A 14,010-nucleotide genomic window follows, 5' to 3' on the forward strand; every position below is an offset into this window, starting at 1 on the left:
ATTATATTAAGTTGATGAATAATCGTGTTCATTTTTGGACACGATTATTCTTATTTTGGAGGTAGAATATGTTCCCATATGAAATTATTCAAGAAGGATTAACAGTAGAAGAATTATTGCGTGAAAAATGGCGCCTTGGTAAAAAAATTGTACACGAATTACGTATGGCAAAAGCAGTGACTTTATCAGATGGAACTCCTGTATTGTGGAAGGACCCTCTAAAAAAGGGGACGATTCTGCATTTTGAATTCGAAGCACCTGCTTCGAATTACAAGCCAACTGCAAAATGTGAGTTGTCGATTCGATACGAGGATGAGCATTGTCTTATTGTTTCAAAACCAAAAGGGATGGCCACCCATCCAAATGACGAACAGGATATCAACACTTGTTTGAATCATGTGATGGCTCATATTAAAGAAAACGGTGGCCACTATGCTGAGCATGTTCATCGTCTTGACCTTGGGACAAAAGGGTTATTATTAGTAGCCAAACACCCGATTGCAAAATCAATATTTGACCGCATGATTGAGGAAAAATCCATTATCCGAACTTATGAAGCAGAAGTTCAAGGAAACATTCGCCAAGAAAATGGAACGATTAATGCTTCTATTGGAAAAGATCGCCACCATGCAACTCGTCGTGTGGTTTCATCATCCGGTCAACATGCGATCACTCATTTTGAAGTTGTAAAACGTTTTAAAGGTACATGTCTGGTCCATCTAGTTCTTGAAACTGGACGTACACATCAGATACGAGTTCACATGGCCCACATAGGTCACCCAATTGTTGGAGACACAATGTATAACGCGCGTCAAACCGCTTCTGGGGACTACGAATTACATGCGATTCAATTAGAATTTGAGCACCCTTTTTTAAATAAACAAGTCGTTGTAGCTGATAAATAATGTAAAAAAAGAGTTCCTTGTTCTTTGTAGACAAGGGACTCTTTTATATTCTTTATATTTCTTCTGGTTTTATAAGTTCCATATATTGTTTGACCATCGTTTCGTTCATTTCTCCTGTTATGATTTTTACAATCTCTCCATTTGGATTAATCAAGAAAGTCGTAGGCAATGGATTGATATTATATGCGGTCATCACGCTTTTTTCTTTATCGATTACAACAGGGAAAGTTAGCCCTTTACTCTCGATATAATTGCGAACTGCAAAATCCGATTCCGCAATATTTACCGCTAAGACTTGTACACCCTGCTTTTGATATTCGTGATATTGCCGATCAATGATAGGGAATTCTTTTTTACATGGTTCACACCATGTTCCCCAGAAATTTAAGAAGAGCCCTTGTCCTTCATACTCGGATAATCGATGTTTTTCCCCATTTAAGTCAGTTAACTCAAAATCTGGAGCTTCATCTCCTACTTGTAACACCTGTACTTTTTCTTTCGTTAAGCTAGTGTATACGGTAAAAACAATTGCAGCAAACAACACGAATAATATTGAGAATCTGACAATAGACCTTTTTTTCTTTTTATCGTTCATACTCACAATCCTTTCTAACTCCTATCAAACAGGAGCTATTTACGTTTCCATAAAACAATCATTGAGACTGTTATGATGACAAATGCTATAAGTGATAAGAATGGTATCGTTACAAAACCAAACCAATTAATGTATTGACCAGAGCAAGGGACACCACTTGTACATGCGCTAAACTCACTCATTGAAGGGATTTTTTGTACAGCATAATGATAGCTGGACATAATGATTCCAATCACTGAAATTGGCAATACATATCTATATATCCCTTTATCATTTCGATAGAATGCTATTCCCAGCAAAATAACCAGTGGGTACATTAAAATTCGCTGATACCAGCAAAGTGTACAAGGAATAAACTTCATTTGTTCACTGAAAAATAAGCTGCCACTCATAGCAATAATAGATGTAATCCATGCAAGCATTAATGGTTTATTGATCATTTGAGGCTTCCTCTACCATTTCTGCAAAATCATCTGTTGTCATTCCCTCAAATTTCTTCCCGCCAATAAATATTGTAGGGGTTGAATTGACACCTAGATTATTAGCCATTTCCATATCTTTATCCAGAGAAGCATCACCCTGGTTGTCACTAAATGCCTGAACAACTTGTTCAACCTCTTCTTCACTTGCTACTTTTGATAAGACTGCTTTTAAAAAGGTTTCATCCATAAAATTTTCTTTTCCATCCGCAGTTGTTTGGTTGGCAAACAACAAGTCATGGAACTCCCAGAATACTTCGTTACCAAGCTCTTGATATACTGTTTCTGCAAAGAGAGCTGCTGTTGTAGAGTCCACAGCTATAAAAGAATAGTTCATAAAATAAAACTTTGCCTTGCCAGTATCGATAAATTCCTCTTTAATATAAGGCACCATTGAACTATTAAATTCACCACAATGAGGACATTTATAGTCTCCAAATTCAATGATTTCAACAGGGGCATTTTCATCTCCCATAAACGGTTGATTTTCATAATCAATTTCCGCTGTTTCTTGACTAACATCTGTTAATAAAATAATCCCTATAATACATACAGCTATTATTCCAACAATCCAAAATATTTTCTTTGACATAATAAACTCTCCTTTTAAAACTACATTATGTAGTGTAACTGGTTAAAAAATTTACGCTAATGCGTAAATAAAAAAGATACTGATCAAACTGAATACAAGAATCGACCACATTGTGATGATTACCGGTACCTTGATATGTGTATTTTTTAATGGATTTAATATATGCTCAATTCGATAATTTACAGATGTCTCCGCAAAAGAAGCATAGGCAAAAGATTTTGTCTCAAGCTTCCCTACTTTTAACATCTTCATTAGTGCACTGCCAATATGGAGTGCTGTCTCTTGTTTTTCTATCGCTAATTCATCTGCCATCACTTCTTGAATTACACGATACTTTTCATTAAACCATTTTAATATTGGAATATAAGGCAATGTAACAGAATTAATTGACAGTAAAAAGATTTTTAATGGATCATGATTGTTTAGATGGTACGTTTCATGATAAATAACCGCTTCTAACTCTTCTTCGCTCAGCAAGTTTAATAGACCCGTTGACAGAACAATTTTAGGTGATATAAAACCCATTGTAATAGCAACTGGAACTGGATAAGAAATAATGATAAATTCTTTCTTTCTATTTTTGAATTGGTCATTAAATTCCTTTGTTAAACTTTCACAACTATATTGTTGTAATCGGCGTCTCATTTTCACTGTTTGGATAATCTGGGTACTAATTTTCCAAAGAGCAAATAAAAAAGTACCTATTACCAAAATATCTACTGCATATGTTAATGAGGTTAAACCGATCAATTTTAGAGTATTATGACACACTTCAAAAATATTAAATCGTAAATTTGAACCCGAAATTAGGGATATTAAGTAGAGGCCCATCTGAACAAAAATAGATCCCGAAATTAATATAGACAAGGTAAACATAGATTTCGACTGACGTTTACTCATCTTTTTTATCCTTTTTTAATTCTCTAATTTTCAATTCAAGTTTCTTTACCAGCTCATCGTCTACATCCTCTAGTGCATCCAGCATATGACTTACAACAACGCTTCCAAACTCGTCCATTAGTTCATGAGTCATTTCTTTGGATTGGTTATTTATAAACTCTTCTCTCGATTGAATGGGTTTATAATAGGAGGATCTGCCAACAGGTTTCTTTTGAAGGATTCCTTTTTCAACTAAACGATTCATCACTGTCATGACTGTATTAAAATTGGTTGGTTTTTCTTTCTCTAGCAAAGTCTGTACTTCCTTAATGGTCATTTCTTCTTGATACCAAAGAATGTCCATAATTTTTGCCTCAAGTGGTCCAAAAAATCGATTTAATCCACTCTCTAGCATATTAAATTTTCGAATTTTCATGGTTAACCCACCTCACATTACTCATTGTAGTGTTAGTTTATTTATACGTCAACTACATAATTCACTCTCTTTAAAAATGAAAAGAACTGCCAGTAGAGTCTTAGAGATAAGACATTCCTGGCAGTAGATCTTAGAAATCGAAGTTAAAGTTATCCGGGTTCTTACCGAAGCGTTGATTTTTATTTAATTGGTCAAGACGAGTCATTTGTTCTTTGGAAAGCTCAAAATCAAAAACTTGAGCATTTTCCTTAATGCGACATGGTGTAACAGACTTCGGTATCGAAATACTATCATGTTGATAATGCCAACGAAGGATTACTTGTGCTGTAGACTTCCCGACTTTTTCAGCAATCGCCAAAATTGTTTCATCCTGAAGAATCACTCCACGACCTAGTGGTGACCATGCAGTAAGTGCCATCTCATTTTCTTTACAAAATGCGCTTAGCTGTTCTTGTGATAAATAGGGATGCATTTCAACTTGATTGACCATTGGTTTTACATTTGCTTTTAAAAATACTTTCTCAAGATGGTGTATATGGTGGTTTGATACACCTGGTACGCGAATTAGCCGTTCTTCATAAAGGCGCTCAATTGCACGATACGTATCCACGAACTTCTCCTCTACTGGCCAATGCGTTAAATATAAATCTATATAGTCAAGACCTAATTTTTTCATTGAGGTTTCAAATGCACGTAATGTTTCATCGTAGCCCTGATCTGTGTTCCAAACCTTCGTTGTGACAAAAATTTCTTCTCGCGGAACTTCCGAAGCCCGAATCGCTTCCCCAACCTCTTCCTCATTGTAATAAAGTGCAGCAGTATCGATGGCACGATAACCAAACTCAAGGGCCTTACTCATAGCCTGGATTGCTTCTTCACGATTTGTCATTTTGTAAACGCCCAAGCCTAAATAGGGCATGTTTACTCCATTTGCTAATATTTTTGATGGGATTACTACCGTCAATTTACTCACTCCTATCTTTTCTATCTTCATTATATGATGGATTTCAATCATACCAAAACAATCGCTTTAATCATTTAATCTCATTACTATTTATCTCTATAGCTTGCTATATTAAAATCTCACATAACAATTATTTTTACATATTTCATCGTTCTAACTATCAACTTCTATAAATATAAATAATAAAGGACTATTTTCTTATCCTAACGTCCGTTTACTATGTAATTTAGGGAGGTTACTATTTATGATGGATACACCGTTATTGTTAACTAGCTTTTTAGATCGGGTTGAAAGATATTTTCCACAGAAATTAATTATTTCGAGAACTAGCTCAGATACCATTCATCGCATTACCTATAAAGAATATGTCAAGCGTACTCGAAAACTAGCAAATGCATTAACTAAACTAGGCATGAAACAAGGAACGAAAGTGGGTTCTTTTGCATGGAATCATCATCGACATCTAGAAGCTTATTTTGCTGTTCCTTGCGCTGGTGCTATTTTGCATATGATTAATATTCGTTTATCCCCTGAACATATTATTTACGTTATTAATCATGCTGAAGATGAAATTCTATTAATTGATGGTGATCTACTCCCATTATTTGAAAAAGCAATTCCATATCTAAAAACGGTGAAACATATTGTCGTGATGCAAGATAATATGGACGTTCCTGAATCCAGCTTCCCAAATATTCACTCCTATGAAAAATTACTGGCTGAAACTGATGATACATTTGATTTCCCTAAAGATTTAGATGAAAATGCCCCTGCTGGAATGTGTTATACAAGTGCAACAACAGGCATGCCAAAAGGGGTGGTCTATTCACACCGTGGTCTAGTGCTACACAGTCTAGCACTCGGTTTAGCAGACAGTATGGGCGTACGTGAACAAGATGTCGTTTTACCTATTGTTCCAATGTTCCATGCAAATGCTTGGGGCTTACCCTTTGCAGGTGTTGCTTATGGTTCAACTCAAGTGTTACCAGGTCCGGCCTTCACACCTTCCTTAATACTCGACTTAGTCGAACAAGAAAAAGTGACCTTAACAGCAGGAGTACCAACAATTTGGTTAGGCGTTGCCCAGGAACAACAGAAAAATCCTCGCAACATTTCGTCTTTGCGTGCTGTTGTGTGTGGAGGATCAGCTTCACCAAAAGGATTAATCAAAACCTTCGAGGAGACATTTAAGGTTCCATATATTGTTGGCTACGGGATGACGGAAACTTCACCGATTGTTTCGTTATCTAATTACACATCTGCTATGGACGATTGGACTCCTGAAGAGAAATTAGATATTCGTGCTTCACAAGGATTAACCGTTCCTCTACTTGATACGGAGGTAGTGAATGAGACGGGCGTTGTTCCATGGGATGGTAGAACTATGGGTGAACTTCGCATACGCGGACCTTGGATTGCAAATGAGTATTATAAAGATGAAAGATCGATAGACGCATTCAAGGATGGATGGCTTTACACGGGAGATATTGCCGTTGTAACTCCTGAAGGGTATATAAAAATTACAGATCGTACGAAAGATTTAATCAAAAGTGGCGGTGAATGGATTTCTTCGGTTGAAATAGAAAATGCTTTAATGACACATGAAGCAATTTTTGAAGCAGCTGTTATTGCCATTCCCCACGAGAAATGGCTGGAACGCCCATTAGCCTGCGTTGTTTTAAAAGAAGGAAAAGAAGCTACAAAAGAGGCATTAATCAGTTACTTAGAAGGACAATTCGCAAAATGGTGGCTACCGGATGATATTGTCTTCCTAAACGAAATTCCAAAAACATCTGTTGGTAAATTCTTAAAAGCAAAATTAAGAGAAGATTTAAAAGATTATCAAGTGAAGATTTAAGAGAAGAGGGGTATCTCCATTTTATAGGGGAAACCCCCTTTTTTTCGAGAGTAGAAGTTTACGGTATAATACGCTGTATATTGGGAATTGATCTATTAATTTTTTCGTTTTAGACTTTCTTTTTCATCATTATCATTATCGAGCTCATCAAATTGAATAGGATCCGGGAAACGTTCATCTTCCTCCAATTGTGCACCATCACGCATCCGTTCCATTTGCTTTCCTAAAAAAATTAAGTCTTCCATATTATTTGCCATAGTTCCGCTTAAAATAGATTTATCTTGTTCCACAATCATCAGCCTCCTTTCTTTATTATTACCCAATAATGAGAATTGAACCTCTTTTTGATATAAGAAATTAATGTAGTAAAGTTTTTTTATTTGAGCTATACTTAGTAGAGAGATTTTATATACACAAGGAGGATACTTCCATGGGTTTAGTATTAATTCTTGGTGTTACAGTAGCATTCTTAATCGCTATCTTTACAGCTGGTTATGAAGGCGATTACACATCAAACAAATAATCATAGTACAAAAGAAGCTAGGGTAACATAAGTTATCCTAGCTTCTTTTTTTAATACACTTTCCTCTTGATAGCCTCTTGACTTTTACTACTATCAAAAATATACTTAGTTACATAAAGTAAGTTGATTATCTAAAGGAGGCAAATTCTATGCCGACACACTTTCATAAAAAACCCAATATGTATGTTTCACATGTTCAGTTAAAGGTTTCAAACCTTGAACGTTCAATTGATTATTATAAATCCATCATTGGATTTGATGTCTTGGAGCAAACACAGACATCCGCAGTCCTAACATTTGATGGGTCTACAAGTTTGTTATCATTAGAAGAAGTACCGAATGCCCTTCCATTAAGACGTGGTCAAGCTGGGCTATATCACTTTGCTCTTTTACTACCCACTCGTAAAGACTTAGGTAACTTTATTCAAAATATTATTCAGCAAAATGTACGAGTAGGAGCAGGTGACCATCATGTAAGTGAAGCGTTTTACTTAAACGATCCTGATGGAAACGGTATTGAGGTATACTCTGATCGACCTGAACAAGAGTGGATTTGGCAAGAGGATGGTAAAGTCTACATGACAACTGAGCAAGTCGATGTACAATCTGTACTCCGAGATGCTGACGGGACATGGAGTGGTCTGCCTAATGGAACAGTCATGGGTCATATCCACTTATCTGTTGCAAATTTAGCGGAGAGCGAAAAATTCTACACACAAGCTTTAGGCTACGAAATTGTAACCCGTTACGGGGATCAAGCATTATTTATCTCAACTGGGAAGTATCACCATCATATCGGTCTAAATACTTGGGAAAGCTTAAACGGTACCCCAGTTCCGGAGAATGGTATAGGCCTTAAATCGTTTACTATCGTGTTAGACAATGAAGCACAAGCTGATCAAATTAAGAGTAATCTGGCTTCAATGGGTGCAAAAGTAGAAGTTTTCGAAGGTGCATCTGATTTCGGCGGCGTGCAAAACTTCTCAACCCTTGACCCATCTGGAATTCGTATTGTTTTTACTTTTGATGGGGTATAAAAAAGAAGCAACTTAGGAAGCCGCTATTGATTGTCCTGCACTCAGAGACTTTCCTTATAAGTTAACGACAATTTTTTCTTAGTCCTGCGATTTTTGTCCTCGAGTGTGCTTATCGAGGGCAATTTTTTCTTATTTCTTGGATTTGTGTCCACGAGACTGCTTATCAGGGACAAATTTTCCTTAGTCCTGCAATTTTTGTCCTCGAGACTGTATATCAGGGACAACTTTTTCTTAGTCCTGCAATTTTTGTCCTCGAGACTGCTTATCAGGGACAACTTTTTCTTAGTCCTGCAATTTTTGTCCTCGAGACTGCTTATCAGGGACAATTTTTTCTTAGTCCTGCAATTTTTGTCCTCGAGATTGCTTTTCGGGGACAATTTTTTCTTATTTCTTGGATTTTTGTCCACGAGACTGTATATCAATGACAACTTTTTTTACTTCTTCGATTTTGGGCTACGAGTTGCACCCTCGCTTCCCATAATCAATCAAATCAAACTCCTTTGAACATTGAGAAGCAATCTCTCTCGCTTATTTGCCCCAATCCAATACCAGTTAGGAAGCACTGTCTCTCGTACCTACTTTTACTTTTTGCACCAATATTTATTTCGAAGATTCCTCAATCTCTTCATAAAAAAAAGACCCCTGTTCCCAACCAAATTCAGTCAAATGGCGAATGTATGACCATTAATAGTCCCTTTAAAATGAACGAAAGGGGGAATTTTTGTGGAAAAACGATGGCCAACTGAATTGCCTGTGGTACAAGTACGTGTTGCCCGGCCTACAGATCAAATTGAAGTGCTGGAAAGGTTTTATTGTGAGGGAGTGGGCTTAGAGAAAATTGGATCTTTTAGTGGGCACCGAGGCTATACTGGTCTATTAATTGGCATGCCTGATGCTAGCTATCATTTGGAATTTACACAGCATATTGAGGGTAGCCCATGTCCTGCACCAAGTAAGGATAACCTACTTGTATTTTATATCCCGAATCAAGCATCTATTGATGCTATTGCAAAAAGACTAAAGGAAATGGGTTATCCAGAAGTAGCTCCTGAAAACCCTTATTGGGAAGAAAAAGGGGTTACAATTGAGGATCCAGATGGCTGGCGAATTGTTTTAATGAACACAAACGGAATATAAAATAAAGCTCCATTGTGTGGCATTTACACTACACAATGGAGCTTTATACTATTTTAATCCAGGGAAATTTTGTTGACGTAATGCTTCGTAAATGATGATGGCTGCCGTGTTCGATAAATTTAGCGAGCGTACATGATCACTCTGGGGTATACGCAAACATTTATCGCGGCGTTCATAGGCAAAATCCTTTGGCAAACCCGTCGTCTCTTTCCCAAACATGAAATAAATATCTTTTTCTTTATCGCTAAAGTCATGGTTGGAGTATGGTTCATCACTGTAAGTTTCAATAAGAAATAGCTCGCCATCATTTGAATACTGGATAAAGTCTTCTAAACTATCGTGATAGACAATATTGACTGAGTGCCAATAATCTAATCCCGCACGTTTAAGCATTTTATCATCTGTCGAAAACCCTAGTGGGCGGATTAAATGTAAAGATGTCTTTGTTCCTGCACAAGTACGAGCAATGTTTCCCGTATTGGCTGGAATTTCAGGTTGATATAATACGATATGCAATGGCAAATCAGGACACTTCCCTCACTATATTTCTACTACAATTATATTATTGAAGAAAAGTACTTTCTTCAACATTAAATAACCTCTTCATTTACTGGCTATTATGCTTAGTTATCGGCAACTAGCAAATTCACTAGCCACCCAATGTTATCTTACTTAAGCATTCAATAACTTAAGCCCCTTCTCGATCTCGCGAAGAACTTCTTCATCTTTTTCAACATCCATGGCCTTTTGTAATGCTTCTTTTGCACTTGGACCACCGATTTTCCCTATAGCCCATGCAGCTGTTCCACGCATCACTGGACGTTCATCTTTAGACATAATAGTGATTAAATCTGGTATAGCTGATTGTTCTTTAAAGTGCGCCAGTGCAATAATGGCATTACGCTGTATGGGCTTCTTGCCTCTCCAGGAGCCAGACATATAGCCAAACTTGGCTTTAAATTCTTTATTCGACATTTGAAGCAGCGGTTGTAAAAGGGGTTTTGCCAACTCTGGATCTGGCTTAAACTCATCATGAATCCAGTTGCTTTTCCCTTTATTTTTAGGGCAAACTGTTTGGCATGTATCACAGCCATAAATACGATTTCCCAGTTCTTTCCGAAACTCATCCGGTAAAAAGTCTTTCGTTTGCGTTAGGAATGCCACACAACGCTTTGAATTTAGCTGCCCGCCCTCGACCAATGCTCCTGTTGGACAAACATCTAAACACAGTCGGCAATCCCCACATTCATCCTCAATTGGTGTATCTGGTTTAAAAGGAATATTGGTGATCATTTCTCCTAAGTATACGTATGAACCAAACTCCGGAGTAATAATCGAACAGTTCTTGCCACTCCAACCAATACCCGCTCGCTCTGCAACTGCTCGGTCCACCAGCTCACCAGTGTCTACCATCGACTTGGTTTGAGCATTAGGAATGCGCTTTTTCAACCATTCTTCAATTAAGTTTAAACGCTCCCGCATAGCAACGTGGTAATCGATGCCCCATGAGGCTCTAGCAAAAATCCCACGACGTTCACCCTTCTTACCTGTTGGGGCATCTTGCATTCTCGATGGGTATGCTAGAGCAATGGCGATAATACTTTCTGCGCTATCTAAAAGAAGCAGGGGCTCGGTCCTTTTCTCAATATCCGATTCTTCAAAACCCGATTGATAGCCCAACTCCTGCTGACGTTTTAATCGATTTTTCATCTCATGAAAGGGAGAGGCATGCGTAAAACCGATTTTGTCCACGCCAATGGACTTTGCGTATTCAACTAACTCTGTTTGCAATTGTTCGATTTTCATTTTCGCATTCAACTCCTTTTTTTGGTAAAATATATTTTAACCGCAAGTATTCGGTGAAATCTAAAAATTGTAGGTGATTTGCTTGAACATCTCCTTAGACAAATCAATTCTTCAAACAAACGACCAAGTCAAAATCGGCATTATCCATTATACCAAAATTGTTGTGTCAGAATCTCCTCAAATGATAAAAGGACGCACACAACTTTATCAGGAAAACTTGTATTTGGAACTTCAAGAAAATCCTGTAACTCAAAGAGAAGGAATTGCGGAATGGCGGACTGTTTGGAAGTCATTTGGCGCTGATCCCAATCGCTATCGACATTCTGCTGAAAGCTTGATGCGCCGAATTGCAAAACAAAACTATTTAACCCCATTCCATTCAGCAGTTGATATCAATAATTTTTTCTCCCTTCAATATGAGATTCCAATTGGTATCTATGATATTGAAAAACTAGTCGGAGATATTGAGATTACCCTGGGGACTGAGCAAACTGGATACGATGGGCTAAACGGACGTTTTAATTCTTTGAATCATATTTTATATAGTAAAGATCAAGAAGGGGCTTTTGGTAGTCCATTTGTTGATTCTGTTCGAACTGCTGTTACAGAGGAAACTTCACACGCATTACAAATTTTCTATTTAAGACCATCATTGGATGAGGCACAATGTCATCAATTATTAGCAACTGCCGGCAAAATGTTTACACAAGTAAATGGCGGTGACTATGAAAGTTTCTTATTAAACCAGGATAATCTTGTACTTTCAATATAGGGGTGAATGCTATGAAGAAGATACCATTAGCAGAAGGGGTTAAGTTAAAAAGTATTTTAACGAAAAAAATCCAAGAACTTATCAGTGAAATCCATCATGTCTCACATGCTGTTGTGGAAAAAGGGCAAGAACCAAAAACATCTGGTCGATCAATCAGTGAAGTAGAAACGGAACTTGCACAAGTGCGGAAAGACTCCAGGTTACTGGACAAGCTTATTTACCGAGCAAATATTGATAATACGGTTTCTTTTAAAGGCGAAGAATTGCCAATTGTTGAAGCAATTGAACTAGCATCGCAATTGCGTGCTGAAGCTAGTCTATATAAACACCTTGGCCAGTCCGAAAAAGAAGCACTTTACCATAGTGCCAGTGAATCTGTCATTTTCTATAACGTTGCCATGTACGACCCTGCGGAATACCGAAAACGTGCAATTGAAATAGAAAAAGAGGCACATCGTTTATCGAATTTAATTAATGCAAAGAATTACCAAGTCGAAATTGAATTTGATGATTCCAAATATATCTAATCTCGGTGCGGTGAGACTCCAAACCGAGGCGTATGTACTGTCGCACGCTTTTTGAAGCATTTAACCAAACCGATTACCTGTAACCAGTTACCCTGTGACCTTTAACTAATAACCAACTATAGTCAAAGTTACAAAACTCAATTATAGGAATCTTGAATTGACGGTACATACGTTACAAAACCACGATTTCTTGCTAATTTAGCGAAAATCGTGGTTTTCCTTTTTGAACTTATTGAATTACTCCACACCAGGCAAGATTCGAAGAACCTTTAAATCAGCATCCAAAATGGCTTCGACACCTAATGGAATTGCAATATTAGGTTCACAATGACCAATCATAAATCCAGCAACAGTCGGTTTTCCAAATGGTTTTAAATACTCTTCAAAAAGTGCCCATACCTCTTCCAATGTTCCATCATTTATAGCAGTAAAGTTTCCAATAACAAATCCAGCTGCCTCTTCTAATTTTCGGGATAGACGAAGCTGATTTAACATGCTATCAATATTTTCCATGGACTCTCCAATATCCTCAAGCAACACTATTTTATTTTTCGTAACTACTTCAAATTTAGTTCCTAATGTACTCACTAAACGGTTTAAATTTCCACCTGTTATTTCCCCTCGTGCATTGCCAGGAATAAGAGTTTTTAAAGGAGTTAGATTTTCGTCGTACTGTATTTCAAAAGGGGTGAAAAGCTGTTGGAACATTCTTCTCGAAAGATCTGAAAGTTCATTTGACCCTGTAGATGAAAGCATCGGGCCATGAAAAGTAACGATATTTGAGAACTCTTGAAAGGCAGTATGGAAATAAGTAACATCTGAGAACCCCCAAAAGATTTTCGGATTTTCCGTTAACGCTTGATAATCAATTCGATTTGCAATCCGTGCTGCTCCGTAACCACCTTTTAAACAGAAGATGCCTCTTATTTCTGGATCTTGAATCATTTTATGTAAGTCATTCAGTCGTTCATCATCCGTACCAGCTAAATATTTCTTTGTAAGCCCCACTGTTTCTCCTAATTTAACTTTCAAACCAAGACTTTCAAGAAGTGCTAACTTTTCCGGCAAGTACTCCATTTTAAGTGGTCCACTTAAAGCTAAAACTCCGACTGTATCGCCTTGTTTTAATCGTTGCGGTCTAATTTTCATGTTTCTTCCTCCAGACTTTTTAATAATGAATCTACTTAAAACTCTTCCAATTTTTCCAATATACGTCTACATTTTAATATTCTCCAGCTATAATAGATATAGTATCTAAAATTAATTGGACGTGCCGTTAGTGGAGAAATCCCTCCATTTACACTTACTTTTTTAAGATGGTACCTCGCCTTCCCAGTCCTTTTCCAAATTGCTATCAAACATGTGAAAGTCGACTGGCCAAAATTAATAGACAATTGGAAGATTATTCTTGCCCCTTCATTCACCGGGGTTTTGCTTTTAATACACTTATTTATATAGGAGTTTATTATACTACTTCTATTAATGCTTCCTTGATGAATC

General features: G+C 37.2%; 16 protein-coding genes. 6 read left to right on the top strand and 10 right to left on the bottom strand.

What is annotated here, in order from left to right:
* The first annotated feature begins 68 nt into the window (after positions 1–68).
* On the top strand, positions 69–905 hold the full coding sequence (locus C1N55_RS16645; protein ID WP_137729862.1) for an RluA family pseudouridine synthase: 837 nt from the start codon (positions 69–71) through the stop codon (positions 903–905).
* Between the two features lie 52 nt (positions 906–957).
* Here C1N55_RS16645 and resA read toward each other — a convergent pair whose 3' ends face one another.
* The 6 genes from resA to C1N55_RS16675 form a co-directional block, all read right to left on the bottom strand.
* Positions 958–1,500, bottom strand: a complete 543-nt coding sequence (gene resA, locus C1N55_RS16650; protein WP_137730671.1) for a thiol-disulfide oxidoreductase ResA — start codon at positions 1,498–1,500, stop codon at positions 958–960.
* Between the two features lie 35 nt (positions 1,501–1,535).
* Positions 1,536–1,937, bottom strand: coding sequence for a disulfide oxidoreductase (locus tag C1N55_RS16655; RefSeq protein WP_137730672.1), 402 nt, complete (start codon positions 1,935–1,937; stop codon positions 1,536–1,538).
* The gene (locus C1N55_RS16660) at positions 1,930–2,571 is read right to left on the bottom strand and encodes a DsbA family protein (protein WP_137729863.1); all 642 of its coding nucleotides are present in this window, start codon (positions 2,569–2,571) and stop codon (positions 1,930–1,932) included. The genes C1N55_RS16655 and C1N55_RS16660 overlap by 8 nt, the downstream gene beginning before the upstream one ends.
* A gap of 51 nt (positions 2,572–2,622) precedes the next feature.
* Complete coding sequence (locus C1N55_RS16665) at positions 2,623–3,471, bottom strand: M56 family metallopeptidase (RefSeq protein WP_137729864.1); 849 nt, start codon at positions 3,469–3,471, stop codon at positions 2,623–2,625.
* Positions 3,464–3,886 (bottom strand): BlaI/MecI/CopY family transcriptional regulator, encoded by a 423-nt coding sequence (locus C1N55_RS16670; RefSeq protein ID WP_137729865.1) that lies wholly within the window; start codon positions 3,884–3,886, stop codon positions 3,464–3,466. The genes C1N55_RS16665 and C1N55_RS16670 overlap by 8 nt, the downstream gene beginning before the upstream one ends.
* Positions 3,887–4,016: 130 nt before the next feature.
* Positions 4,017–4,880 carry an aldo/keto reductase gene (locus C1N55_RS16675; RefSeq protein ID WP_137730673.1) on the bottom strand — a complete coding sequence of 288 codons (864 nt, stop codon included), beginning with the start codon at positions 4,878–4,880 and terminating at the stop codon, positions 4,017–4,019.
* Between the two features lie 214 nt (positions 4,881–5,094).
* Here C1N55_RS16675 and C1N55_RS16680 point away from each other — a divergent pair, with 214 nt between their 5' ends.
* Positions 5,095–6,708, top strand: coding sequence for a long-chain fatty acid--CoA ligase (locus tag C1N55_RS16680; RefSeq protein WP_137729866.1), 1,614 nt, complete (start codon positions 5,095–5,097; stop codon positions 6,706–6,708).
* Between the two features lie 95 nt (positions 6,709–6,803).
* Here C1N55_RS16680 and C1N55_RS16685 read toward each other — a convergent pair whose 3' ends face one another.
* The gene (locus C1N55_RS16685) at positions 6,804–6,998 is read right to left on the bottom strand and encodes a hypothetical protein (RefSeq protein WP_240758320.1); all 195 of its coding nucleotides are present in this window, start codon (positions 6,996–6,998) and stop codon (positions 6,804–6,806) included.
* A 382-nt stretch (positions 6,999–7,380) separates the two neighbouring features.
* Here C1N55_RS16685 and C1N55_RS16690 point away from each other — a divergent pair, with 382 nt between their 5' ends.
* Together C1N55_RS16690 and C1N55_RS16695 are read left to right on the top strand one after the other, a co-directional pair.
* Positions 7,381–8,268 (top strand): VOC family protein, encoded by an 888-nt coding sequence (locus tag C1N55_RS16690; RefSeq protein WP_137729867.1) that lies wholly within the window; start codon positions 7,381–7,383, stop codon positions 8,266–8,268.
* 723 nt (positions 8,269–8,991) lie between these two features.
* Positions 8,992–9,405 carry a VOC family protein gene (locus tag C1N55_RS16695; RefSeq protein WP_137729868.1) on the top strand — a complete coding sequence of 138 codons (414 nt, stop codon included), beginning with the start codon at positions 8,992–8,994 and terminating at the stop codon, positions 9,403–9,405.
* A 48-nt stretch (positions 9,406–9,453) separates the two neighbouring features.
* Here C1N55_RS16695 and trmL read toward each other — a convergent pair whose 3' ends face one another.
* Both trmL and queG read right to left on the bottom strand, forming a co-directional pair.
* Positions 9,454–9,927, bottom strand: coding sequence for a tRNA (uridine(34)/cytosine(34)/5-carboxymethylaminomethyluridine(34)-2'-O)-methyltransferase TrmL (gene trmL / locus C1N55_RS16700; protein ID WP_137729869.1), 474 nt, complete (start codon positions 9,925–9,927; stop codon positions 9,454–9,456).
* Between the two features lie 150 nt (positions 9,928–10,077).
* Entirely contained in the window at positions 10,078–11,211 is a 1,134-nt protein-coding gene (gene queG / locus C1N55_RS16705) for a tRNA epoxyqueuosine(34) reductase QueG (RefSeq protein WP_137729870.1), read from the bottom strand.
* A gap of 82 nt (positions 11,212–11,293) precedes the next feature.
* Between queG and C1N55_RS16710 the strand changes: the two genes are divergently transcribed.
* Complete coding sequence (locus C1N55_RS16710; RefSeq protein ID WP_137729871.1) at positions 11,294–11,983, top strand: B3/B4 domain-containing protein; 690 nt, start codon at positions 11,294–11,296, stop codon at positions 11,981–11,983.
* Between the two features lie 11 nt (positions 11,984–11,994).
* A complete protein-coding gene (locus C1N55_RS16715; protein ID WP_137729872.1) occupies positions 11,995–12,510 on the top strand; it encodes a DIP1984 family protein in 516 nt (171 codons plus the stop codon).
* 237 nt (positions 12,511–12,747) lie between these two features.
* On the opposite strand, the gene C1N55_RS16720 is transcribed toward C1N55_RS16715, so the two are convergent.
* Positions 12,748–13,659, bottom strand: coding sequence for a S66 peptidase family protein (locus tag C1N55_RS16720; RefSeq protein WP_137729873.1), 912 nt, complete (start codon positions 13,657–13,659; stop codon positions 12,748–12,750).
* Positions 13,660–14,010: the final 351 nt, after the last annotated feature.

The sequence above is a fragment of the Lysinibacillus sp. SGAir0095 genome (assembly GCF_005491425.1).
In the GTDB taxonomy this organism is placed as follows: domain Bacteria; phylum Bacillota; class Bacilli; order Bacillales_A; family Planococcaceae; genus Ureibacillus.

Bases quoted from the DNA above. Each gene is read 5' to 3' on its own strand.
- C1N55_RS16645 (WP_137729862.1), top strand. From the start codon at position 69: ATGTTCCCATATGAAATTATTCAAGAAGGATTAACAGTAGAAGAATTA.
- resA (WP_137730671.1), bottom strand. From the start codon at position 1,500: ATGAACGATAAAAAGAAAAAAAGGTCTATTGTCAGATTCTCAATATTA.
- C1N55_RS16660 (WP_137729863.1), bottom strand. From the start codon at position 2,571: ATGTCAAAGAAAATATTTTGGATTGTTGGAATAATAGCTGTATGTATT.
- C1N55_RS16665 (WP_137729864.1), bottom strand. From the start codon at position 3,471: ATGAGTAAACGTCAGTCGAAATCTATGTTTACCTTGTCTATATTAATT.
- C1N55_RS16670 (WP_137729865.1), bottom strand. From the start codon at position 3,886: ATGAAAATTCGAAAATTTAATATGCTAGAGAGTGGATTAAATCGATTT.
- C1N55_RS16675 (WP_137730673.1), bottom strand. From the start codon at position 4,880: ATGAAGATAGAAAAGATAGGAGTGAGTAAATTGACGGTAGTAATCCCA.
- C1N55_RS16680 (WP_137729866.1), top strand. From the start codon at position 5,095: ATGATGGATACACCGTTATTGTTAACTAGCTTTTTAGATCGGGTTGAA.
- C1N55_RS16690 (WP_137729867.1), top strand. From the start codon at position 7,381: ATGCCGACACACTTTCATAAAAAACCCAATATGTATGTTTCACATGTT.
- queG (WP_137729870.1), bottom strand. From the start codon at position 11,211: ATGAAAATCGAACAATTGCAAACAGAGTTAGTTGAATACGCAAAGTCC.
- C1N55_RS16715 (WP_137729872.1), top strand. From the start codon at position 11,995: ATGAAGAAGATACCATTAGCAGAAGGGGTTAAGTTAAAAAGTATTTTA.
- C1N55_RS16720 (WP_137729873.1), bottom strand. From the start codon at position 13,659: ATGAAAATTAGACCGCAACGATTAAAACAAGGCGATACAGTCGGAGTT.